A 23,820-nucleotide genomic window follows, 5' to 3' on the forward strand; every position below is an offset into this window, starting at 1 on the left:
GATTTACCGGGCCTGAATGTCAGTCCAGAAGAGAGCCAGGTTCAAACCATTCCCGGCGAGAGTTGAGCAGATCCTGTGCCGACATCGGTTTTTTACCGGCGGGTTGCAACTGAAGTAAATTGAGTACGCCGTCGGCGGTGGCAATGTGAATGCCCTGTTTGTCAGCCTTAACGATCTCGCCCGGTCGTTTATTGACATGAGGTAAAACACCGGCTTGCCATACTTTTACTGGCTGATCATTTACCATAAAAAAGCTAACCGGCCAGGGATTAAAGGCGCGAATGCAGCGTTCAAGCTGTTCCGCGGGTAACTGCCAGTCAAGACGTGCTTCCTCTTTGCTGAGCTTCTCAGCATAATTTGCCAGGGTTTCATCCTGTTTCACCGGCTGGGCGTTGCCCTCACGTAACTGCGACAAGGTTGTCAGTAGCCCTTCTGGTCCGAGGCTGGCCAGCTTGTCGTATAATGAAGCACTGGTGTCTTCAGCAGTAATAGGGCAGGCCAGTTTTACCAGCATATCACCGGTATCCAGCCCGACATCCATTTGCATGATGGTGACACCGGTTTCCTGATCACCTGCCCAAAGCGCGCGCTGAATAGGCGCCGCGCCGCGCCAGCGTGGCAGCAACGAACCATGTACGTTGATGCAGCCCAGACGTGGCATCTCAAGCACGGCTTTCGGCAGGATAAGGCCATAAGCCACCACGACCATGACATCGGCCTGCAAATCGGCAACCAACTGTTGGTTTTCCGCAGGGCGCAACGATTTGGGCTGAAAAACCGGAATGTCGTGGGCAAGAGCCAGCGCTTTTACCGGGCTCGCGGTCAACTTATTGCCGCGCCCGGCAGGGCGGTCTGGTTGGGTAAAAACACCAACGACCTTATGCTCAGATGCGAGCAACGCGTCAAGGTGACGCGCCGCGAAGTCTGGTGTGCCAGCAAAGATTATATTAAGCGGGGCAGACACGTTTATCCCTTTTTCAGATCTCAAGAGGCCTGGGCGTTTTGCCGCGCCAGTTTTTCTAACTTTGTCTTGATTCGCTGACGCTTTAAAGGCGACAGATAATCGATAAACAGTTTGCCATCCAGATGATCAATTTCATGCTGAATACAGATAGCCAGCAGGTCACCGGTTTCCAGTTCAAACGGCTTACCTTCGCGATCTAACGCCCGCACTTTTACCCGCTCTGCACGAGGCACAAAGGCGCGTTGCTCAGGAATGGACAGGCAACCTTCTTCGATACCTGTTTCACCACTTTTTTCCAGAAGCTCGGGATTGATCAATACCAGTCGCTCGTCCCGGTTCTCAGAGACATCAATCACAATGATGCGCTGATGAATATCCACCTGCGTAGCGGCAAGGCCGATACCTTCTTCGGAATACATGGTTTCGAACATATCATCAACGATACGCTGAACTTCTGCGTTAACTTCTTTGACTGGCGCGGCGATCTTGCGCAGGCGCTCGTCAGGAAAATGTAACACCTGTAAAACTGACATAAATATCCAGATCTATATTCTAAAAGGAAAAGATTACTGCCTCATATTGTAGACTTTTTAGTACCTGATTGACAGCATTCTGCGGAGGGATGCGACGGTTATCAGGAGGCCGTGACGATGGAAAAAAGGGCGCGATTACTGCGGCTGGCCGCGATACCCGGCCTGACGGGCCGACGCTGGCTGAACGCGGCGCAGCAACTGTGCGCAGGTCAGGATATTGATGTGATATTAAGCCAAAAGGGCTTCGAGACAGCGCAACATCATTATGCCCCTCAGAAAACCACGGACTGGCTGGCAACCGTTAACACTTGGCTGGCACAGCGTCCAACGCATCACCTGATTACGGCGCTGGATGCGCATTATCCCGCTCAACTCCTTGAAACGGCCTGTTTCCCTCCGCTCTTATATGTAAACGGTGATCCAACCGTATTATCTTCACCTCAACTGGCGGTGGTAGGCAGCCGTCTGTGTTCGCCCTCAGGCCGTTACTGGTGCGACTGGTTCACCCAACAACTGGCATTGAGCGGTTTGACCATAACCAGTGGGCTGGCTATCGGGATTGATGGCGTGGCACACCGTGCCGCATTAAATGTGCAGGGTAAAACCGTGGCCGTACTGGGGAGTGGACTGGCCCATCTGTATCCCAAAAAACACACTGCGCTGGCGCAGGAGATTGTTATGCAGGGAGGCGCCGTGATCTCGGAGTTTCCGCTTACTGCCGCGCCACTGGCGCATCAGTTTCCGCGCAGAAACCGTATTATCAGTGGGTTAAGTCAGGGTGTTCTCGTCATTGAAGCGTCATTAAAAAGTGGTTCATTAGTCACAGCCCGTTATGCATTAGAGCAGAATCGCAATGTTTATGCCTTACCGGGTGCGCTGGGTAACAGCGGCAGTGAGGGGACAAACTGGTTGATCCAACAAGGTGCCATGTTGGTGGCACATCCTAATAACATTGTCGAAGATTTACGCGCTATGCTTAACTGGTTACCTGTTAACCCGTCAGATGAAATTTATTCTGATGCCAGTGACGATGCTCCATTGCCATTTGCCGAGCTGTTGGCTAACGTAGGTGATGAGGTTACACCTGTTGACGTTGTCGCTGAACGTGCCGGCCAACCTGTGCCAGTTATTACAGCTCAATTGCTGGAACTGGAGTTAGCAGGATGGATCGCAGCTGTACCCGGCGGCTATGTCCGATTGAGGAGGGCATGCCATGTTCGACGTACTCATGTACTTGTTTGAGACCTATATCCACAACGAAACAGAAATGGGTGTTGATCAGGACAGATTGACAGATGACTTGACGGATGCCGGTTTCCACCGCGAAGATATTTATAATGCGTTGAACTGGTTAGAGAAATTGGCGGACTATCAGGAAGGACTGGTCGCACCAATTTTGCTGGCAAATGATCCGCTCTCTATGCGCATCTATACCGATGAAGAGAGCAAGCGTTTAGATGCCGAAAGCCGCGGTTTCCTGCTGTTCCTGGAGCAAATCCAGGTACTGAGTCTGGAAACACGAGAAATGGTCATTGAACGTGTCATGGCGCTTGATACGCTGGATTTCGATCTTGAGGATCTTAAATGGGTGGTGCTGATGGTGCTGTTTAACATCCCTGGATGTGAAAACGCGTATCAGCAGATGGAAGAACTGCTATTCGACGTCAACGAAGGTATGCTGCATTAAATTTTTAGTAATGCATGACTGTTATGAGTAAAACCGCACTCTTTACTGTGCGTAAACAGGATCCCTGCCCCGCATGCGGGGCAGAACTTGTTATACGTTCAGGAAAGCATGGCCCATTTTTGGGCTGTGCAAATTACCCTGCCTGTGACTATATCAAGCCTTTGGGAAACCAGGCTGATGGGCATGTCGTCAAAGTTCTGGAAGGCCACGTTTGCCCACAATGCGGGGCAGATAAAGTATTGCGCCAGGGCCGGTTTGGCATGTTTATTGGCTGTAGCGACTATCCCGCGTGTGATTACACCGAAACCATCGATAAACCGGATGAAACCACGATCGACTGTCCGCAGTGCCAGCAGGGTAAGCTGGTACAACGCCGCTCGCGTTTTGGTAAAACGTTTCATGCCTGCGAACGCTATCCAGCCTGTCAGTTTGCCGTGAACCTGACGCCAGTGGCGGGGCGCTGTCCGCATTGTGAATTTCCGCTTTTAGTCGAGAAAAAGACGGCGCAGGGCATCCGGCTTTTCTGCGCCAGTAAAAGTTGTGGCAAAGCTATTATTCAAGAGACATAAGGCATAACCATGTTAAATCAACCCGTTGCCGGCTCATTGCAGGATTGTGTAAGCCATCTTAACCAGCATGCTGTGATTGCCTATCCCACCGAAGCGGTATTCGGCTTAGGCTGTGATCCCGATAATGAATCTGCGGTCATGGCACTGCTGGCATTAAAAAAACGGCCAGTAGAGAAAGGCTTGATCCTGATAGCTGCCGACTATGATCAGCTTAAACCTTACGTATCGGATGAGGCCTTAACCACGGAGCAGCGTGAACGTATGTTTGCCTGTTGGCCAGGCCCGGTCACCTTTGTCGTGCCTGCTTCTCCGGTTACCCCGCGCTGGTTAACCGGGCAATTTGATTCGCTGGCCATCCGCGTTAGCGATCATCCGGATGTTCAGGCGCTGTGCCGGGCGTTTGGAAAACCTTTGGTATCGACCAGCGCTAATCTTTCCGGTCAGCCACCGTGCCGTTCAGTCGAAGAGGTCAAATTGCAGTTTGGCACCGCGTTTCCCGTATTTAATGGAAAGACAGGAGGAAGGCTCAATCCTTCTGAGATTCGCGATGTCATCAGCGGCAATTTGATACGCCAGGGTTAATATATGGCAAATTTTGCAGTTTTCGGTCATCCCATTAGTCACAGCAAATCGCCGCACATTCATCAGGCGTTTGCGCGACAGACAGGAATCTCTCTTCAGTATGATCGTATTGATGCGCCTGTTGATGCTTTTCCTGAGACTCTCCGCACTTTTTTCCACGACGGCGGGGCGGGTGCGAACATTACGCTGCCTTTTAAACAGCAGGCGTGGGCATTTGCCGACCAGTTGACCGAGCGCGCTGCGCTGTCAGGAGCTGTGAACACGCTAAAGCTGTGTGATGATGGCCAAATTCTTGGCGACAATACGGATGGTATTGGGCTGCTCAGCGATCTTCAGCGCCTTGGGATGATTAAGCCCGACAGCCATCTTCTGCTGGTGGGGGCAGGTGGGGCCGCTCGGGGCGTCATTCTCCCTCTGCTTTCAATGGGAGCAACGATCACGGTCGTGAACCGAACGGCGTTGAATGCGCAGACTCTGGCCGCAGAGTTTGCCCATCGCGGAGCGATTAATGCGTGCTCGTTTGACGCGCTTGTGGATAGACATTTCGACCTTGTCATTAATGCCACATCAAGTGGTATTCAGGGAGAAGTACCGCCGTTGCCGCCTTCATTAGTTCATGCTGAGCTACGTTGCTACGATATGTTCTATCAGAGTGGCTTAACGCCTTTCCTGCGCTGGTGTCAGCAGCACGGTTCATCTCATCTTGCTGACGGGCTGGGAATGCTGGTGGGTCAGGCCGCGCATGCCTTTCATCTATGGCACGGGGTGATGCCCGAAATCGCACCGGTCATCGCCTCATTAAAAGCCGGGATGCAGTCATGAACCAGGCGATACAGTTTCCTGATCGGGAAAGCCTGAATACAGAATTAAGGGCCGTTTGTTTCCCTGTTCTGGTAAACGGGATGGGCTTAACCTGCGCTATCAGTGTTGAGGCGCTTAATGAACAGTTCGGTGAGGGAGAAGCGATGACGTTGTTTCGCCATCATCGCTGGGATTTGGAAGATCAGGCCGAAGACTGCATTCGAAACGATCAGGTCGATAATGAAGGATGGGTCTGGCTGTCTCCGGCCAGATAGTCATTCTTCCAGTTAACATAGTTGCTGGCAGAGTAAAGTAGACCTTCAATTTCTTTTTCATTCAGCGGCCGGATTTGTTTGACCGGGCTCCCGACATACAGATAGCCACTTTCCAGTCGTTTGCCGGGGGGAACCAGGCTCCCGGCACCAATCATAACGTCGTCTTCAACAATGACGCCATCCAGTACGATTGAGCCCATTCCAACCAGTACGCGATTGCCTATCGTGCAGCCATGCAGCATCGCTTTATGCCCAACCGTTACGTCTTCCCCAATTATCAGAGGAAAACCGGCGGGGTTGGCCTCTGATTTATGCGTGACATGCAGGACGCTGCCATCCTGAATATTGGTTCGGGCACCAATATGCACCTGGTTCACATCGCCACGAATAGCGACTAAAGGCCAGATACCTACATCATCTTCCATAATGACGTCACCCGCTACCACGCTGGTGGGATCAACCATGACGCGCAGACCCAATTTTGGGAAAAGATGTTTGTAAGGGCGTAACGCTACAGTCATTTTGTTCTCCTTTTACTGAGTTTACTGGCAGCCTGATGCGATTCTGACCAACTGGCAAGGGGATTTTGTGCCGGATCGTTGGTGATCTAATCAATATGAATGTTTTCTCGGCAGTCAGTAAAAAGATCCAAAAAAAGGGTTGTGCAATTCATTCGGATCCCTATAATGCGCCTCCATCGACACGGCACAACGGCTTACGGAATGCGGTGTTGAGAGGGTCAGGCAACTGAGCCGCCGGAGAAAAACTTCTGAAAAAGAAGTTGACTCTGAAGGAGGAAAGCGTAATATACGCCACCTCGCAACAGACGGTTAACCCGCTGGTTGCACTGCTCTTTAACAATTTATCAGACAATCTGTGTGGGCACTCGCAGGATTGATATCCGCGTCTCCGGACGCAAAAAATATCAAGTCTTAAGAGTGAACACGTATTGAAATTCATTACGACGTTTTCCTTGAGCATCGCTGCACTGGTTGCAGCAAATCAAACTTTAAATTGAAGAGTTTGATCATGGCTCAGATTGAACGCTGGCGGCAGGCCTAACACATGCAAGTCGGACGGTAGCACAGAGGAGCTTGCTCCTCGGGTGACGAGTGGCGGACGGGTGAGTAATGTCTGGGAAACTGCCCGATGGAGGGGGATAACTACTGGAAACGGTAGCTAATACCGCATAACGTCGCAAGACCAAAGTGGGGGACCCTCGGGCCTCACACCATCGGATGTGCCCAGATGGGATTAGCTGGTAGGCGGGGTAACGGCCCACCTAGGCGACGATCCCTAGCTGGTCTGAGAGGATGACCAGCCACACTGGAACTGAGACACGGTCCAGACTCCTACGGGAGGCAGCAGTGGGGAATATTGCACAATGGGCGCAAGCCTGATGCAGCCATGCCGCGTGTATGAAGAAGGCCCTCGGGTTGTAAAGTACTTTCAGCGGGGAGGAAGGTGGTGAGGTTAATAACCTCAGCAATTGACGTTACCCGCAGAAGAAGCACCGGCTAACTCCGTGCCAGCAGCCGCGGTAATACGGAGGGTGCAAGCGTTAATCGGAATTACTGGGCGTAAAGCGCACGCAGGCGGTCTGTTAAGTCAGATGTGAAATCCCCGGGCTTAACCTGGGAACTGCATTTGAAACTGGCAGGCTTGAGTCTCGTAGAGGGGGGTAGAATTCCAGGTGTAGCGGTGAAATGCGTAGAGATCTGGAGGAATACCGGTGGCGAAGGCGGCCCCCTGGACGAAGACTGACGCTCAGGTGCGAAAGCGTGGGGAGCAAACAGGATTAGATACCCTGGTAGTCCACGCCGTAAACGATGTCGACTTGGAGGTTGTTCCCTTGAGGAGTGGCTTCCGGAGCTAACGCGTTAAGTCGACCGCCTGGGGAGTACGGCCGCAAGGTTAAAACTCAAATGAATTGACGGGGGCCCGCACAAGCGGTGGAGCATGTGGTTTAATTCGATGCAACGCGAAGAACCTTACCTACTCTTGACATCCAGCGAACTTTCCAGAGATGGATTGGTGCCTTCGGGAACGCTGAGACAGGTGCTGCATGGCTGTCGTCAGCTCGTGTTGTGAAATGTTGGGTTAAGTCCCGCAACGAGCGCAACCCTTATCCTTTGTTGCCAGCGATTCGGTCGGGAACTCAAAGGAGACTGCCGGTGATAAACCGGAGGAAGGTGGGGATGACGTCAAGTCATCATGGCCCTTACGAGTAGGGCTACACACGTGCTACAATGGCGCATACAAAGAGAAGCGACCTCGCGAGAGCAAGCGGACCTCATAAAGTGCGTCGTAGTCCGGATCGGAGTCTGCAACTCGACTCCGTGAAGTCGGAATCGCTAGTAATCGTGGATCAGAATGCCACGGTGAATACGTTCCCGGGCCTTGTACACACCGCCCGTCACACCATGGGAGTGGGTTGCAAAAGAAGTAGGTAGCTTAACCTCCGGGAGGGCGCTTACCACTTTGTGATTCATGACTGGGGTGAAGTCGTAACAAGGTAACCGTAGGGGAACCTGCGGTTGGATCACCTCCTTACCTGAAGATACCTTCGTGCGCAGTGCTCACACAGATTGTCTGATAGAAAAGTAATGAGCAAAGCGTCTACGCGTTGGGGTGCGGTAACAATAACTATTGTCGCCTGATTATCTAATCTCACCTTCACGTGAAATAACCCGTGTCTGTTGCACAAGGATTTCACGTCCCCTTCGTCTAGAGGCCCAGGACATCGCCCTTTCACGGCGGTAACAGGGGTTCGAATCCCCTAGGGGACGCCACTTGCTTGGTGACAGGTGAAAGGTGTCTCCACGAAGTATCTCAAAACTGGCCTCAGGGTCACGTTTGAGATATTTGCTCTTTAACAATCCGGAACAAGCTGAAAATTTGAAACGACGCACGTCGTGTTCCTCCGTAATAAGGAACACAGCACGATGCGTTCGGGTCTCTCAAAAGCTCACGACACGCAAGCGCAAAACGCCTGTGGGTTGTGAGGTTAAGCGACCAAGCGTACACGGTGGATGCCCTGGCAGTCAGAGGCGATGAAGGGCGTGCTAATCTGCGATAAGCGCCGGTAAGGTGATATGAACCGCTATAACCGGCGATACCCGAATGGGGAAACCCAGTGTGACTCGTCACACTATCATGCAGTGAATACATAGCTGTATGAGGCGAACCGGGGGAACTGAAACATCTAAGTACCCCGAGGAAAAGAAATCAACCGAGATTCCCCCAGTAGCGGCGAGCGAACGGGGAGGAGCCCAGAACCTGCATCAGCTTGTGCATCAGTGGAAGCGTCTGGAAAGTCGCAGGGTACAGGGTGATACTCCCGTACACAAAGGTGCACAGGCTGTGAGTTCGATGAGTAAGGCGGGACACGTGGTATCCTGTCTGAATATGGGGGGACCATCCTCCAAGGCTAAATACTCCTGACTGACCGATAGTGAACCAGTACCGTGAGGGAAAGGCGAAAAGAACCCCGGCGAGGGGAGTGAAACAGAACCTGAAACCGTGTACGTACAAGCAGTGGGAGCACCTTCGTGGTGTGACTGCGTACCTTTTGTATAATGGGTCAGCGACTTATATTCTGTAGCAAGGTTAACCGTATAGGGGAGCCGCAGGGAAACCGAGTCTTAACTGGGCGTTAAGTTGCAGGGTATAGACCCGAAACCCGGTGATCTAGCCATGGGCAGGTTGAAGGTTGGGTAACACTAACTGGAGGACCGAACCGACTAATGTTGAAAAATTAGCGGATGACCTGTGGCTGGGGGTGAAAGGCCAATCAAACCGGGAGATAGCTGGTTCTCCCCGAAAGCTATTTAGGTAGCGCCTCGTGAACTCATCTCCGGGGGTAGAGCACTGTTTCGGCTAGGGGGCCATCCCGGCTTACCAACCCGATGCAAACTGCGAATACCGGAGAATGTTATCACGGGAGACACACGGCGGGTGCTAACGTCCGTCGTGAAGAGGGAAACAACCCAGACCGCCAGCTAAGGTCCCAAAGTCATGGTTAAGTGGGAAACGATGTGGGAAGGCACAGACAGCCAGGATGTTGGCTTAGAAGCAGCCATCATTTAAAGAAAGCGTAATAGCTCACTGGTCGAGTCGGCCTGCGCGGAAGATGTAACGGGGCTAAACCATGCACCGAAGCTGCGGCAGCGACGCGTAAGCGTTGCTGGGTAGGGGAGCGTTCTGTAAGCCGTTGAAGGTGTGCTGTGAGGCATGCTGGAGGTATCAGAAGTGCGAATGCTGACATAAGTAACGATAAACAAGGTGAAAAACCTTGTCGCCGGAAGACCAAGGGTTCCTGTTCAACGTTAATCGGAGCAGGGTGAGTCGACCCCTAAGGCGAGGCCGAAAGGCGTAGTCGATGGGAAACAGGTTAATATTCCTGTACTTGGTGTTACTGCGAAGGGGGGACGGAGAAGGCTATATCGGCCGGGCGACGGTTGTCCCGGTTTAAGCGTGTAGGTGTGTGCGCCAGGCAAATCCGGTGCACTTTACACTGAGGCGTGACGACGAGGCACTACGGTGCTGAAGTGATAAATGCCCTGCTTCCAGGAAAAGCCTCTAAGCATCAGGTAACACGAAATCGTACCCCAAACCGACACAGGTGGTCAGGTAGAGAATACCCAGGCGCTTGAGAGAACTCGGGTGAAGGAACTAGGCAAAATGGTGCCGTAACTTCGGGAGAAGGCACGCTGGCGCGTAGGTGAAGGGACTTGCTCCCGGAGCCGAGGCCAGTCGAAGATACCAGCTGGCTGCAACTGTTTATTAAAAACACAGCACTGTGCAAACACGAAAGTGGACGTATACGGTGTGACGCCTGCCCGGTGCCGGAAGGTTAATTGATGGGGTTATCCGTAAGGAGAAGCTCTTGATCGAAGCCCCGGTAAACGGCGGCCGTAACTATAACGGTCCTAAGGTAGCGAAATTCCTTGTCGGGTAAGTTCCGACCTGCACGAATGGCGTAATGATGGCCAGGCTGTCTCCACCCGAGACTCAGTGAAATTGAAATCGCTGTGAAGATGCAGTGTACCCGCGGCAAGACGGAAAGACCCCGTGAACCTTTACTACAGCTTGACACTGAACACTGAGCCTTGATGTGTAGGATAGGTGGGAGGCTTTGAAGCGTGGACGCCAGTCTGCGTGGAGCCAACCTTGAAATACCACCCTTTAATGTTTGGTGTTCTAACGTGGGCCCGTGATCCGGGCTGCGGACAGTGTCTGGTGGGTAGTTTGACTGGGGCGGTCTCCTCCCAAAGCGTAACGGAGGAGCACGAAGGTTGGCTAATCCTGGTCGGACATCAGGAGGTTAGTGCAATGGCATAAGCCAGCTTGACTGCGAGAGTGACGGCTCGAGCAGGTGCGAAAGCAGGTCATAGTGATCCGGTGGTTCTGAATGGAAGGGCCATCGCTCAACGGATAAAAGGTACTCCGGGGATAACAGGCTGATACCGCCCAAGAGTTCATATCGACGGCGGTGTTTGGCACCTCGATGTCGGCTCATCACATCCTGGGGCTGAAGTAGGTCCCAAGGGTACGGCTGTTCGCCGTTTAAAGTGGTACGCGAGCTGGGTTTAGAACGTCGTGAGACAGTTCGGTCCCTATCTGCCGTGGGCGCTGGAGAATTGAGGGGGGTTGCTCCTAGTACGAGAGGACCGGAGTGAACGCACCGCTGGTGTCCGGGTTGTCACGCCAGTGGCACTGCCCGGTAGCTAAGTGCGGAAAAGATAAGTGCTGAAAGCATCTAAGCACGAAACTTGCCCCGAGATGAGTTCTCCCTGAGGCTCCGAGCCTCCTGAAGGGACGTTGAAGACGACGACGTTGATAGGCCGGGTGTGTAAGCGCAGCGATGCGTTGAGCTTACCGGTACTAATGACCCGTGAGGCTTAACCTTACAACGCCAGAGGCGTTTTGGGTTGAGAGACAGAAGAATTTTCAGCCTTGTTTACCGGATAACGCCGTGCGGCCCGAGGGGGCGGTGCGGCAGACAGAATCTGCCTGGCGGCTGTAGCGCGGTGGTCCCACCTGACCCCATGCCGAACTCAGAAGTGAAACGCCGTAGCGCCGATGGTAGTGTGGGGTCTCCCCATGCGAGAGTAGGGAACTGCCAGGCATCAAATTGAACGACCCGAGCATCAGCATAATAATGCCGGGAATACCTGTTGCGTGCTGATATGGCTCAGTTGGTAGAGCGCACCCTTGGTAAGGGTGAGGTCCCCAGTTCGACTCTGGGTATCAGCACCAGTTATATATGGCTAGAGTTCGGCGAATAAAGAATTTGCCTGGCGGCTGTAGCGCGGTGGTCCCACCTGACCCCATGCCGAACTCAGAAGTGAAACGCCGTAGCGCCGATGGTAGTGTGGGGTCTCCCCATGCGAGAGTAGGGAACTGCCAGGCATCAATAAAGTAAAAAAGCCCCGTACGAAAGTACGGGGCTTTTTTACGTCGGTTATTCGCCTGAAACCGAAAGGGGCGAGCCGCACCTCAGCGTAAGCCGCGCTACCGCCGGCCCCACAGCCTGGAAACTCGCCTCATTGGTGGGCTGGCTGACTTCCGCAACGTCGATTTCTACCTGTCGCCAGCAGGCTCGTCCACATAAAGTACATGACGGGCCAGCTCAGGCAGACGCGTATCAGGGTTAAAGCGGAAAGACCTGTGGATCACCCTATAAGCCGTCAGTAAACCTGCCTGAATCACCCATATCCGATCAATGCACAGCGAGCACTGGCTGGGCCAGCTCACCCTCGCTGGATACAGCACGATTCAGGCATGCACCGTCGACGACAGCGTATCCTCAGTTGCTAAAAGCGGAGTTTTATAAAGGTGACGGAGGATTGCAACGTGGTGCATCATCCGGACAGGAAAGGTCAGAACCGTACCTCTGTCAGAGACGGAGGTACGGTCAGCAACGAGAGCGGTTAGTGAATAACCTGTGACAGGAAAGCGCGGGTACGTTCTGACTTCGGATTTGCAAAAAACTCCTGCGGTGGCGCAACCTCCACGATCTCGCCGCGATCCATAAAGATCACCCGATCGGCAACGGTACGTGCAAAGCCCATCTCATGCGTGACACACAGCATCGTCATGCCATCTTCTGCAAGCCCAATCATGGTATCCAGCACCTCTTTCACCATTTCCGGATCCAGGGCAGAGGTGGGCTCATCAAACAGCATAATTTTAGGTTTCATGCACAATGAACGCGCAATCGCGACACGCTGCTGTTGGCCGCCTGAAAGCTGACCAGGAAACTTATGCGCGTGTTCAGCAATGCGTACGCGCTGCAGATAGTGCATCGCAAGCTCCTCCGCTTCTTTTTTGGCAATCTTACGCACCCACATCGGCGCTAGCGTACAGTTCTGCAAAACCGTAAGGTGAGGAAAAAGATTAAAGTGCTGAAAGACCATACCGACTTCAGTACGAACGCGCTCTATATTCCGTACGTCATCATTCAGATGAATACCATCGACCACAATCCGCCCCTTCTGATGTTCCTCCAGATGGTTGATACAACGAATCGTCGTCGACTTTCCTGACCCTGACGGACCGCATAACACGATACGTTCGCGCGGTTTCACCTGCAGATTAATGTCTTTCAGCACATGAAACTGGCCGTACCATTTGTTCACATTTTCAAGCGAAATCATCGCATTGGTTGAATCAGTTATTATTTGTGTCATAGAAACCTCAGTGCGATTTACGCCCGGTGTGAAAACGTTTTTCCAGATACTGGCTGTAACGTGACATGCTAAAACAGAAAATCCAGTAGACCAGCGCCGCAAAGACATAGCCCTCTGTGGACATGCCCAGCCAGGCCGGATCGACCGTAGCCTGTTGAACGCTGCTAAACAGATCGAACAAACCGATGATGATAACCAGGCTGGTATCTTTGAATAACGCAATAATGGTATTCACCAGGCCCGGAATGGTGAGTTTTAACGCCTGAGGGAGGATCACCAGCATCTGGGTCTTCCAGTATCCCAGGGCAAGGGATTCAGCGGCTTCATACTGTCCTTTTGGTAATGCCTGCAGCCCACCGCGAACTACCTCGGCCACATACGCCGACTGGAACAGAATCACGCCGACTAAGGCACGTACCAGTTTGTCGATAGTGGTTCCCTCTGCCATAAACAGCGGCAGCATGACCGATGACATGAACAGCACGGTGATCAGCGGAACGCCACGCCAGAACTCAATAAAGATGACAGAAAGCGTACGGACAACAGGCATTTTAGAGCGGCGCCCTAACGCCAGCAAAATGCCTAAAGGTAAGGCGCCCGCAATGCCCACCGAGGCGATGATCAGGGTCAGCGTTAAGCCGCCCCACTGGCGCGTTTCCACGCGATCCAGTCCCAAAAATCCACCATACAGTAAAAACCAGACGATCAGCGGATAGCATACCGCCCAGACGGCGATATAGCGTCCACGAAAGGGCAACCGTTTCAGGAACATGGGCACAATCGACACTAAGCCAATCACCAGCGCAAGATTAATGCGCCAGCGCAGCTCATGGGGATAGAGCCCATACATAAACTGACCAAAACGGGCATGAATAAAGACCCAGCATGCGCCTTCTTTTGTACAGTCTGCGCGCGTAGTGCCAAACCAGTTGGCATCAAAGATCAGCCAGTTCAGCGCCGGGGGGATCAGGTGCCAGATCAGCCAGATACATAACAACGTCAGTAAGGTGTTAAACCATCCTGAAAACAGGTTCTTGCGGGCCCATAGCCAGCCCCGGCTCAGCGGCGAGGAGGCTACGGGCGTCGTTTCATGTGCAGTGACAGACATAGTCATCCCGTGTTCTTAACGCTCAACCAGAGCGATTTTGCGGTTATAAAGATTCATCAACAGTGAAATCAGCAGGCTGATAATCAGGTAGACGCTCATCGTAATCGCAATGGTTTCAATAGCCTGACCGGTCTGATTCAGCACCGTACCGGCAAACAGCGACACCATGTCCGGGTAACCTATCGCGGCAGCCAGAGAGGAGTTTTTGACGATATTGAGATACTGGCTGGTCAGGGGCGGAATAATCACTCGCATGGCCTGAGGAATGATAACCTGACGCAGCGTGACGGGATTCGGTAACCCCAGTGAACGCGCCGCTTCATGCTGTCCGTAAGGCACAGCCTGAATACCTGAGCGAATCACCTCGGCAATGAAAGATGACGTATAGATCGACAGGGCCAGCGTGAGCGCTGCCAGCTCAGGTATCATGACGAAGCCGCCCCGGAAGTTAAACCCACGCAACTCCGGGATATCCCAGTGCATGGCGGCACCAAAAACTGCATGCGCAACCAGCGGGAACAGGATCAGCATCGCAACAGCTGCGGGCCAGGAGCGACGTAACTGACCGGTTTTAAGCTGATGCTGTCGGTTAAAACGGTATAAACCGTAGCTCGCCACCACAGCCAGTGCTAGAGCGATAACGAAAGGCCAGGTACCAGGCGCATAGGTCGGCCAGGGAATATACAGGCCACGATTATTCACGAAGGCGAGATCAAAGGCATTCAGCGCCTGACGCGGGCCGGGCAGGTTACGCAACACCGCGAAATACCAAAAGAAAATCTGCAATAACGGCGGGATATTGCGGAAGATTTCAATGTAGATATTCGCGATTTTACGTAATAACCAGTTCTCTGAGAGACGCGCCAGACCAATAAAGAAGCCCAGTATGGAAGCAAATACAATACAAAGTGCGGAAACCAGCAGGGTATTTGTCAGGCCAACCAGAAATACCCGCGCGTAGGTATCCCCTTCGGAATAATCAATAAGATGCTGAACGATGCCGAAACCCGCATTACGTTCTAAAAAACCAAACCCGGAAGTGATACCGCGATTAGCGAGATTGATGACGGTGTTGTGGACGAGATAACCCACCACAGACAGTACGATAACGATCGCCACGATCTGGTAAAGCCAGGCGCGAACCGTGGGATTACCGAACGAAAAATCCCTTTTCACGGTTGGGCGTTGTGACATGTTGAAACCTCAATAACGAAAGCCTTGCTGGGGCACCGCAGAAAACGGTGCCCGACGGGGAGGTAGACTTAACGAACCGGTGGTGCGTACTGAATACCACCCTGGTTCCAGAGCGCATTCTGGCCACGAGCGATTTTCAGCGGGCTGTCTTTACCGACGTTGCGATCAAAACTTTCCTGATAGTTACCGACCTGCTTGATGATGTTGTACGCCCATTTGTTATCGAGCTTCAGATCTTTGCCATAGTCACCCTCGGCACCTAACAGGTGGGCCATATCGGGCGTCGCTGGCTTCGCGGCTTTCTCATCCACGTTTTTAGAGGTGATGCCCATTTCTTCGGCGTTCAGCATGGCAAACAGTGACCATTTCACGATGGTGAACCAGTCATCATCACCACGACGAACAACAGGACCCAACGGTTCTTTAGAGATGACTTCCGGCAGAACGATAAAGTCGTCTGGTTTACCTAATTTGATACGCAGTGCATAAAGTTGTGACTGATCGGAAGCCAGCGTATCGCAACGGCCGCTATCCAGTGCTTTTGCCGATTCGTCGGAGCGGTCAAATGTCACCGGGGTGTACTGCATCTTGTTCGCTTTGAAATAATCCGCAACGTTCAGTTCAGTGTCAGTACCGGCCTGAATACAGACGGTGGCACCATCCAGCTCTTTCGCACTTTTCAGGCCCGCTTTTTTGTGTGTCAGGAAACCAATGCCGTCATAGTAGTTAACACCGGTAAACATGAAGCCCATGCCGCCATCACGTGATGAGGTCCAGGTAGTGTTACGAGAAAGCACGTCCACTTCGCCAGACTGTAATGCGGTGAAGCGCTCTTTTGCGGTCAGCGGGGTATATTTTACTTTTGTTGCATCACCAAATACGGCTGCTGCCGCGGCACGACAGATATCCACATCAAGACCGGTAAATTTACCGCTGGCGTCTGCATAAGAGAAACCTGGCAGGCCATCGCTGATACCACATTGAACGAATCCTTTCTTTTTAATCGCATCCAGCGTGGCGCCTGCGTGGGCTTGCTGAGCAACGGCGAGCAGCGAAGCCGCAGCAACCAGAGTAGAGAGCATCATCTTTTTCATAAAGCATCCTGTGTGGCATGTCGTGTTGTGTTGTTATGTAGTGCGCACTTTGGTGTGCGTTTCCTGTCTGTGGCGATCAGCCATCCACGACTTTGCAAAGCCAGTGCCAGGTTTGCAGAATTCTGAATTCACCTGAAATATCGGGTAATAATCTGAATTATCCGGAAGGCTGCAATAATATGGCGCACCAAAAGGATGCATTTCGAGTCGGGTAGATCACATTTAGTGCAATTTGTTTCACTATTTAGCAACAGTGTGAGCCTGTTTGCATGTGGCTGATGTAAGCAGACATGAGATTGCTTAAAAAGGTAGCCGTGCTCACAAAAGGCCGACAGGGCTGGGCTGAAGGGCATGGTGGTACAAAAGACAAAGGCCGCGAAGAAGAGAAAATGTGAAAGGTAAGTCTGTTAAAGTCACGCTGGCGACTGCAACTACAGTTACCATATGTGATGCAACTGTTTCAGCGTTTTTTAAAAAAATTTGCGTAGTAACGCACAAATAAAAACGCCAGCCCGAAGGCTGGCGAGATTAACGGTGTGAACCTGAATCAGTTCATGCCGTATTTTTTCAGTTTCTTACGCAGCGTACCGCGGTTGATACCCATCATCAGGGCAGCACGGGTCTGGTTGCCACGGGTATACTGCATCACCATGTCCAACAGAGGCTGCTCGACTTCAGCCAAAACCAGCTCATACAGGTCACTCACATCCTGACCATTCAGTTGAGCAAAATAGTTCTTCAGTGCCTGTTTAACCGAATCACGCAAAGGTTTTTGAGTTACCTGATCCTGTGAGTTAACGGTAGAAACGGTCAGTACGTCAGAATTTACGCGTTGTTCGAACATAGTTCTTTCAGCTCTTTATTTCGTTACGCAAGATTTTCGAAGTATGCCTCCAACGCCTCCAGCTGTTCGCTGGCATCCTCAATGGCGTTGAATGTGCGCCGAAACTGGTCATTTGGGGCATGTTCCTGGAGATACCAGGACACGTGCTTCCGCGCTATACGGTATCCCTTGCCTGGACCGTAAAAGTCGTGCAGCTCACGTATATGCGAAACAAGCAAACGCTTGACCTCTGCCAGTGGCAGCGGGGCAAGCAGCTCCCCAGTGTCCAGATAATGCTGGATTTCCCGGAAGATCCACGGTCTTCCCTGAGCAGCACGTCCTATCATCAAAGCGTCGGCTCCGGTGTAGTCGAGCACTGCTCTGGCTTTATGCGGGTCAGTTATGTCTCCGTTCGCGATAATCGGAATAGAGACACTCTGCTTAACTGTCCGAATGCTGTCGTATTCAGCGTCTCCGTTGAACAGGCAGGCACGAGTGCGGCCATGTATCGTCAAAGCCTGAATGCCACAACGCTCAGCCAATTGGGCAATCGCGACACAGTTTCTGTTTTCTGGATCCCAACCGGTACGGATTTTCAATGTGACCGGTACATCAACCGCATTTACCACGGCAGAGAGAATAGACTCGACCACGGCAGGATATTGCAGTAAGGCCGACCCCGCCATTTTGCGGTTCACCTTTTTGGCTGGGCAACCCATATTAATATCAATCACCTGTGCACCAGCATCGACATTAATACGTGCAGCCTGAGCCATCTCACTGGGATCACAGCCTGCAATCTGGACGGCACGAATGCCGGGTTCATCACTGTGCACCATGCGTAAACGAGATTTGTCACTGGCCCACACTTCGGGATTGGATGACAACATCTCAGAAACCGCCATTCCTGCACCCATCTCATGACAAAGCGTTCTGAAAGGCCTGTCTGTAATACCGGCCATCGGTGCCGCAATCAGTCGATTTCTCAGCTGGAGGTTTCCAATGCGCATGAAGTCGTAATGCCATACTGTGTCTGCAAGGCGGCGTATATTACGCATTTTTTTCTTAAGATGAAAGGCCAAACTTTGAACAATTCGCAAGAAAACTGCTTTTAGTCTGCTCTGACAAGGGTGTTATGGATAAATGACATTAAAAATCATGGCGTTATCCAGTTATGTTTATTTTGTGAACAAAGGTTTTTCCGACGAAGATTCGGCATTCGCCAGATAAAAAACGTCACATACCGTGATTAACGACACAACACGCCGTACAGACGGTTGACAAAAGCATAGCGATTGAGCGTGAAAGGCAGCGACGACCAGACAGGTTCGCTTTCATCTGTATGAGGAGAAGGTATACAGCCCTGCGACGTTCGCAGGGCAGAGTCTGACGCTCGCATCGTTTACGACGCTAAGCGTTTTTTACACCCGTAATCCGGCACCATTCTTCCTTAACGGCGACAGGGTCCAGCGCAAAGTGCATGGCATAAGCTTCACAGACACTCTCGGCCTGGCTTTCCAGCACGCCTGATAACCCCAGATGTCCGCCTGGTTTAGGCAGCACCCGGATAAGTGGCGCTAACTCACGCAGCGGTCCGGCAAGAATGTTTGCCACCACCACATCAGCCTGCAGGTTTTCCGGTTGCTGATGCGGCAGATAAAGAGACAGACGGTCCGCCACCCCATTGCGCTCGGCATTGTCGCGGCTGGCCTGAATCGCCTGAGGATCGATATCAATGCCAATGGCCTGCGCTGCACCCAGCTTTAAGGCGGCGATCGCCAGGATCCCAGAGCCGCAGCCAAAATCGATCACCGTTTTACCGTTCAGATCCAGACCGTCGAGCCACGTCAGACAGAGCGATGTGGTGGGATGTGTGCCGGTTCCGAAAGCCAGCCCGGGATCCAGCATGACATTGACGGCATTCGGATCGGGCACATCGCGCCAGCTCGGGCAGATCCACAAGCGTTCGCCAAAGCGCATAGGATGGAAGTTCTCCATCCACTCGCGTTCCCAGTCTTTGTCTTCGATCTGCTCGATCTTGTGGCGAAAATTCTCTCCCAGCAGTGGATGCTGTGAAAGTTCGGCAATGACGCCTTCCATGTCGCTTTCGGCATCGAACAACCCGATAACATCGGTATCGCCCCATAAACGGGTTTCCCCGGGCAGAGGTTCGTAGACGGGCGTGTCATGGGTATCCTGAAAGGTCACTGACACGGCACCGGTTTCCATCAGTGCATCGCTCAGCGCCTCTGCGTTGGCACCAGAACTGTTAATTTTGATTTGAATCCACGGCATAACATCTCTCTTAATTCAGTGTTGTGGTGCGTTAACCACGGCGGGTAAACGCCCAAACAGATTGCCGACCAGGAACGCCAGCAGACTTAACAATAAGGAAGGCACGATGGGATGAAATCCCCACAGTTGCAGGCCCAGGGTTGCCAGAATGGCATAACAGCCTCCGCCCACCACCATCCCGCTGAGCGCGCCTGCGGCATTGGCGCGTTCCCAATATAACCCCAGAACCAGCGGCCACAGGAATACTGCCTCCAGCCCACCAAACGCCAGCAGGTTAAGCCAGATAATCATGTCGGGCGGATGCCAGGCCACGAACAGCAAAACGACACCAAGGGCAAATGTCACCGTGCCCGATAACATCCGCAGTCGTGGCTCATTGTCCAGTTGCTGAGGTGCGAGGCGTAAATACAGATCTTTAACCAGCGTAGCGGAAGCCTGCAATAGCTGCGCATTGATGGTCGACATGATCGCCGCCATCGGCGCCGCTAAAAACAGCCCTGCGGCCAGCGGCGGCAGTACGGTAATCATCAGCGTCGGGATAACCCGATCCGGCACGGTCAGATCGGGCAATATGGCGCGGCCCAGCGCGCCTGCCAGATGCATTCCCAGCATCAGTACCACCACCACGATAGTGCCGAGAACAATCGCCCGGTGAACGGCTTTACTGTCCTTGTAGGAAATACAGCGGACAGCGGTATGGGGCAGACCGATAACGCCAAAACAGACCAGAACGATAAATGAGCTCAGGAACGTCGGCGTAATGATATCGCCCGGCCCCTCAGGAGACAGCAGTTTGGGATCAATCGCATGCAGTTTTTCTACAGCAGTGTGGATCCCTCCGGCATGGTGAATAATTGCAAACAGCAGCAAAAAGGTGCCAATCAGCATCACAATGCCCTGCATGGCATCGTTAAGCACGCTGGCCCGGAAGCCACCAAATGCCGTATAAAGCGCGATAGTCCCACCGAAGATCAGTAATCCCGTGTCGTAGGGGATACCGGCTGCGGTTTCCAGCAGGCGTGCGCCACCGATAAACTGCACGGCCATCGCGCCCACAAAGGCAACGAGTAAACTCAGGCTGGCCAGGACCACCAATAGTGTGCTGCCATAGCGCGCATAGAGCATATCGTTAAGCGTGACCGCATTATGCTTACGCGCCAGAATGGCAAATTTCTTCCCCAGTACACCCAGTGAAAGCCAGACAGCAGGAACCTGAACCATGGCCAGCAGCACCCAGCCCAGACCATATTTATACGCTGCGCCTGGGCCACCGATAAAGGAGCTGGCGCTGATATAGGTGGTGGTGATGGTCATAGCCAGCACAAATCCGCCCATCGAACGGCTACCCAGAAAATACTCGGTCAGGAAATTTCCTTTGCGCTGTTTACGCATCGCAAAGACGGACAGACCGGCAATAACGACCAGATAAGCCAACAGTGGCAGGATGATTTCAGTGTTCATCTTCCTCCTCAAGAGACATCTCACGGAAGCGTGTACGGACCATTAGCCAGCACAGAAAAATGAACAGCAGAGGCGCAAAAATGCAGGAGAGCTCAAACCAGCGTGGCAAACCGGTTATGCCAACCGCATCGCCGCCCGACCAGGCGGAAATGCCCCAGACAGCCAGCCAGGCCAGCGTGAGACAGAGCGACCAGCGAGCCTCTTTGTGAGCCTGTAAAAAACGCGCGTCCATGATGTGACCTTAACGCCAGCGGGAAAAGAAAAAGGCCGGAATATCCGGCCTCAGACTAACTCAGCATTGCGATTACTTCTCGTGCAGGCCGAGTTTTTTCTCCAGATAGTGGATATTGGTGCCACCGTGCTGGAAGTTTTCATCGGACATGATTTTCATCTGCAGTTCGATGTTGGTTTTGATACCGTCGATAATCAGCTCCGCCAGCGCGTTTTTCATACGGGCAATGGCGATATCACGGGTTTCACCGTAGGTGATGAGCTTTCCGATCATGGAATCATAATACGGCGGCACGCTGTAACCCGCATAAATATGGGATTCCCAACGCACACCAAAACCACCCGGTGCATGGAAACGGGTAATCTTACCAGGGCTTGGCAGGAAGGTGACCGGATCCTCGGCGTTGATACGGCATTCAACCGCATGACCACGAATAATCACATCTTCTTGCTTGATTGACAGCGGCTGGCCAGCAGCAATACGCAGCTGCTCTTTAATCAGGTCGACGCCGGTGATCATTTCGGTGACCGGATGTTCAACCTGAATACGGGTGTTCATTTCAATGAAATAGAACTCGCCATTCTCGTACAGGAACTCAAACGTCCCTGCGCCGCGATAGCCGATATCGATACAGGCTTTAGTACAACGCTCACCGATGAATGAACGCAGCTCTGGCGTGATGCCCGGTGCTGGCGCTTCTTCCACGACTTTCTGGTGGCGGCGTTGCATAGAACAGTCACGCTCGCCCAGATAGATGGCGTTGCCCTGGCCATCAGCCAGTACCTGGATTTCGATGTGACGTGGATTTTCCAGATACTTCTCCATGTACACCATGTCGTTGTTGAAAGCCGCTTTGGCTTCCGCTTTCGTCATGTTGATGGATTGTTCCAGATCTTTGTCACTGCGCACAACGCGCATACCACGACCGCCGCCGCCGCCGGAGGCTTTAATAATGACCGGATAGCCGATGCGCTTGGCGAAGGCACGGTTTTTTTCCATGTCATCGGTCAGTGAGCCATCGGAGCCAGGTACGGTCGGCACGCCAGCTTTCTTCATCGCCGTGATGGCCGACACTTTATCGCCCATCAGGCGGATGGTGTCAGCTTTTGGGCCCACAAAGATAAAGCCAGAGCGCTCAACCTGCTCAGCAAAATCCGCGTTCTCAGACAGGAAGCCGTAGCCAGGGTGAATCGCCACCGCGCCGGTGATTTCTGCAGCAGAGATCAACGCCGGGATGTTGAGATAACTTTTGACCGACTGTGCCGGGCCGATGCAAACCGTTTCGTCTGCCAGCAGCACGTGTTTCAGGTCACGGTCCGCGCTTGAGTGAACAGCGACAGTCTTAATGCCCAGTTCTTTACAGGCACGCAGAATGCGCAGTGCAATCTCACCGCGGTTAGCAATAACAATTTTATCCAGCATGGTTCGCCCCGTTATTCGATGACAACAAGTGGCTCGTCAAATTCTACCGGTTGACCACTTTCGACCAGAATGGCTTTAACAACGCCAGATTTGTCGGCTTCGATCTGGTTCATCATTTTCATGGCTTCAACGATGCACAGCGTGTCACCGGCATTGACTTTCTGGCCCACTTCCACAAACGCTTTCGCATCCGGGCTTGGTGTGCGGTAGAAGGTACCGACCATCGGTGAACGTACGATGTGACCACTGATTTCTGCTGGTGCAGCTTCTGCGACAGCGGCAACAGGTGCCACGGCGCTCGCCAGCGCCGGTTGCTGAGCAACAGGCGCAGCATAAGCCTGCTGCATCATCGGATAACCAGTGTTTGCAGGTGCACGACTGATACGAACAGACTCTTCACCTTCGGAAATCTCCAGCTCAGAAATGCCAGATTCTTCAACCAGTTCGATCAGTTTTTTAATTTTACGAATATCCATGAATGGGGTTCCGTACTCAGTTTGATTAATTAGTATGAGACAGGCGCTTTACTGCCGTTTGTAATGCCCACGAGTAGCCATCGGCGCCAAGCCCACAAATAACGCCCGCAGAGACATCAGAAAAATAGGAATGTTGGCGGAAGGGCTCGCGGCTGTGCACATTTGACAGATGAACTTCGATAAAGGGAATGTCCACTGCTAACAGCGCATCACGAAGTGCGACGCTGGTGTGCGTAAACGCGGCAGGATTGATGATGATATAATCCACGTTGCCTTTTGCCTCATGAATGCGATCAATGAGCTGATATTCAGCATTGGACTGCAAATGGCTTAACGCTACATTCAACTGGTCTGCCTGCTGCACCAGACGAGAAACGATCTGATCCAGCGTGACGTCCCCGTATTTTTCAGGCTCGCGCGTTCCCAACAGATTAAGGTTGGGACCGTTCAAAAGCAGAATATGTAATTTATCGGCCATCTTGCTGCCATCTCCCGCAATCATTGAGGCATCGCGTAAAATACCTTGCCGCTTTCCATTTGTCACCCGTCACGGTGAAAAAGAAGCGTCAAATCGCAATAAAGCCGGCCATTATATCCGTTTCGTGGCATT

Annotated in this window: 21 protein-coding genes, 2 tRNA genes and 4 rRNA genes; 12 read left to right on the plus strand and 15 right to left on the minus strand. The window is 52.5% G+C overall.

What is annotated here, in order from left to right; all coding sequences use genetic code 11:
- Window positions 1-19: 19 nt before the first annotated feature.
- Window positions 20-964 (minus strand): methionyl-tRNA formyltransferase, encoded by a 945-nt coding sequence (gene fmt / locus GC090_RS02210; protein ID WP_006120607.1) that lies wholly within the window; start codon window positions 962-964, stop codon window positions 20-22.
- A gap of 20 nt (window positions 965-984) precedes the next feature.
- Window positions 985-1,497, minus strand: coding sequence for a peptide deformylase (def, locus tag GC090_RS02215; protein WP_006120608.1), 513 nt, complete (start codon window positions 1,495-1,497; stop codon window positions 985-987).
- Window positions 1,498-1,614: 117 nt separating this feature from the next.
- Between def and dprA the strand changes: the two genes are divergently transcribed.
- Genes dprA through GC090_RS02245 form a run of 6 tightly spaced genes read left to right on the plus strand, consistent with a single transcriptional unit; the run spans window position 1,615 to window position 5,411 of the window.
- On the plus strand, window positions 1,615-2,739 hold the full coding sequence (dprA, locus tag GC090_RS02220; RefSeq protein ID WP_324020780.1) for a DNA-protecting protein DprA: 1,125 nt from the start codon (window positions 1,615-1,617) through the stop codon (window positions 2,737-2,739).
- A complete protein-coding gene (gene smg, locus GC090_RS02225; RefSeq protein ID WP_006120660.1) occupies window positions 2,711-3,184 on the plus strand; it encodes a DUF494 family protein Smg in 474 nt (157 codons plus the stop codon). Before dprA ends, smg begins: the two co-directional genes overlap by 29 nt.
- A gap of 23 nt (window positions 3,185-3,207) precedes the next feature.
- Complete coding sequence (locus GC090_RS02230) at window positions 3,208-3,753, plus strand: DNA topoisomerase family protein (RefSeq protein WP_006120661.1); 546 nt, start codon at window positions 3,208-3,210, stop codon at window positions 3,751-3,753.
- A 9-nt stretch (window positions 3,754-3,762) separates the two neighbouring features.
- Complete coding sequence (tsaC, locus tag GC090_RS02235) at window positions 3,763-4,335, plus strand: L-threonylcarbamoyladenylate synthase type 1 TsaC (RefSeq protein WP_054632998.1); 573 nt, start codon at window positions 3,763-3,765, stop codon at window positions 4,333-4,335.
- Between the two features lie 3 nt (window positions 4,336-4,338).
- Window positions 4,339-5,157: a shikimate dehydrogenase gene (aroE, locus tag GC090_RS02240; protein WP_033741503.1), complete on the plus strand. Its 819-nt coding sequence runs from the start codon at window positions 4,339-4,341 to the stop codon at window positions 5,155-5,157.
- Window positions 5,154-5,411: a DUF1488 family protein gene (locus GC090_RS02245; RefSeq protein ID WP_006120664.1), complete on the plus strand. Its 258-nt coding sequence runs from the start codon at window positions 5,154-5,156 to the stop codon at window positions 5,409-5,411. Before aroE ends, GC090_RS02245 begins: the two co-directional genes overlap by 4 nt.
- Here GC090_RS02245 and GC090_RS02250 read toward each other — a convergent pair.
- Entirely contained in the window at window positions 5,366-5,932 is a 567-nt protein-coding gene (locus GC090_RS02250; protein WP_006120665.1) for a gamma carbonic anhydrase family protein, read from the minus strand. The two genes, GC090_RS02245 and GC090_RS02250, sit on opposite strands and share 46 nt — an antisense overlap.
- Window positions 5,933-6,422: 490 nt before the next feature.
- Here GC090_RS02250 and GC090_RS02255 point away from each other — a divergent pair.
- The 6 genes from GC090_RS02255 (at window position 6,423) to rrf (GC090_RS02280) (ending at window position 11,825) form a co-directional block, all read left to right on the plus strand.
- A 16S ribosomal RNA gene (locus GC090_RS02255) occupies window positions 6,423-7,964 on the plus strand.
- Between the two features lie 163 nt (window positions 7,965-8,127).
- Window positions 8,128-8,203, plus strand: a tRNA-Glu gene (locus GC090_RS02260).
- Between the two features lie 213 nt (window positions 8,204-8,416).
- Window positions 8,417-11,322: ribosomal RNA gene (locus GC090_RS02265) — 23S ribosomal RNA — on the plus strand.
- 103 nt (window positions 11,323-11,425) lie between these two features.
- A 5S ribosomal RNA gene (rrf, locus tag GC090_RS02270) occupies window positions 11,426-11,541 on the plus strand.
- A gap of 55 nt (window positions 11,542-11,596) precedes the next feature.
- A tRNA-Thr gene (locus tag GC090_RS02275) sits at window positions 11,597-11,672 on the plus strand.
- A 37-nt stretch (window positions 11,673-11,709) separates the two neighbouring features.
- Window positions 11,710-11,825: ribosomal RNA gene (gene rrf / locus GC090_RS02280) — 5S ribosomal RNA — on the plus strand.
- Together the 16S, 23S and 5S rRNA genes with 2 tRNA genes alongside form the textbook arrangement of a ribosomal RNA operon.
- Window positions 11,826-12,346: 521 nt before the next feature.
- Here rrf (GC090_RS02280) and GC090_RS02285 read toward each other — a convergent pair.
- From GC090_RS02285 to aroQ, 12 genes are all read right to left on the minus strand, one after another.
- Entirely contained in the window at window positions 12,347-13,105 is a 759-nt protein-coding gene (locus GC090_RS02285) for an amino acid ABC transporter ATP-binding protein (protein WP_033740081.1), read from the minus strand.
- Between the two features lie 7 nt (window positions 13,106-13,112).
- Window positions 13,113-14,213, minus strand: a complete 1,101-nt coding sequence (locus GC090_RS02290; RefSeq protein ID WP_375094075.1) for an amino acid ABC transporter permease — start codon at window positions 14,211-14,213, stop codon at window positions 13,113-13,115.
- A gap of 15 nt (window positions 14,214-14,228) precedes the next feature.
- Entirely contained in the window at window positions 14,229-15,407 is a 1,179-nt protein-coding gene (locus GC090_RS02295) for an amino acid ABC transporter permease (RefSeq protein WP_324020783.1), read from the minus strand.
- 68 nt (window positions 15,408-15,475) lie between these two features.
- Window positions 15,476-16,501 (minus strand): amino acid ABC transporter substrate-binding protein, encoded by a 1,026-nt coding sequence (locus tag GC090_RS02300; protein WP_033740076.1) that lies wholly within the window; start codon window positions 16,499-16,501, stop codon window positions 15,476-15,478.
- Between the two features lie 547 nt (window positions 16,502-17,048).
- On the minus strand, window positions 17,049-17,345 hold the full coding sequence (gene fis / locus GC090_RS02305) for a DNA-binding transcriptional regulator Fis (protein WP_003855228.1): 297 nt from the start codon (window positions 17,343-17,345) through the stop codon (window positions 17,049-17,051).
- A gap of 23 nt (window positions 17,346-17,368) precedes the next feature.
- Window positions 17,369-18,334, minus strand: a complete 966-nt coding sequence (gene dusB, locus GC090_RS02310; protein ID WP_033740115.1) for a tRNA dihydrouridine synthase DusB — start codon at window positions 18,332-18,334, stop codon at window positions 17,369-17,371.
- Between the two features lie 400 nt (window positions 18,335-18,734).
- The gene (prmA, locus tag GC090_RS02315) at window positions 18,735-19,619 is read right to left on the minus strand and encodes a 50S ribosomal protein L11 methyltransferase (protein ID WP_033740074.1); all 885 of its coding nucleotides are present in this window, start codon (window positions 19,617-19,619) and stop codon (window positions 18,735-18,737) included.
- Window positions 19,620-19,634: 15 nt separating this feature from the next.
- Window positions 19,635-21,080 (minus strand): sodium/pantothenate symporter, encoded by a 1,446-nt coding sequence (gene panF / locus GC090_RS02320; RefSeq protein WP_033740073.1) that lies wholly within the window; start codon window positions 21,078-21,080, stop codon window positions 19,635-19,637.
- On the minus strand, window positions 21,070-21,312 hold the full coding sequence (locus tag GC090_RS02325) for a YhdT family protein (protein ID WP_033740072.1): 243 nt from the start codon (window positions 21,310-21,312) through the stop codon (window positions 21,070-21,072). The genes panF and GC090_RS02325 overlap by 11 nt, the downstream gene beginning before the upstream one ends.
- Window positions 21,313-21,384: 72 nt before the next feature.
- Window positions 21,385-22,734 carry an acetyl-CoA carboxylase biotin carboxylase subunit gene (accC, locus tag GC090_RS02330; protein ID WP_039341728.1) on the minus strand — a complete coding sequence of 450 codons (1,350 nt, stop codon included), beginning with the start codon at window positions 22,732-22,734 and terminating at the stop codon, window positions 21,385-21,387.
- An 11-nt stretch (window positions 22,735-22,745) separates the two neighbouring features.
- Window positions 22,746-23,210 (minus strand): acetyl-CoA carboxylase biotin carboxyl carrier protein, encoded by a 465-nt coding sequence (gene accB, locus GC090_RS02335; protein WP_033740068.1) that lies wholly within the window; start codon window positions 23,208-23,210, stop codon window positions 22,746-22,748.
- Window positions 23,211-23,235: 25 nt separating this feature from the next.
- A complete protein-coding gene (gene aroQ, locus GC090_RS02340; RefSeq protein WP_033740114.1) occupies window positions 23,236-23,688 on the minus strand; it encodes a type II 3-dehydroquinate dehydratase in 453 nt (150 codons plus the stop codon).
- Window positions 23,689-23,820 lie beyond the last annotated feature (132 nt).

It is taken from the genome of Pantoea sp. JZ29, from assembly GCF_035190385.1.
Lineage (GTDB): Bacteria > Pseudomonadota > Gammaproteobacteria > Enterobacterales > Enterobacteriaceae > Pantoea > Pantoea stewartii.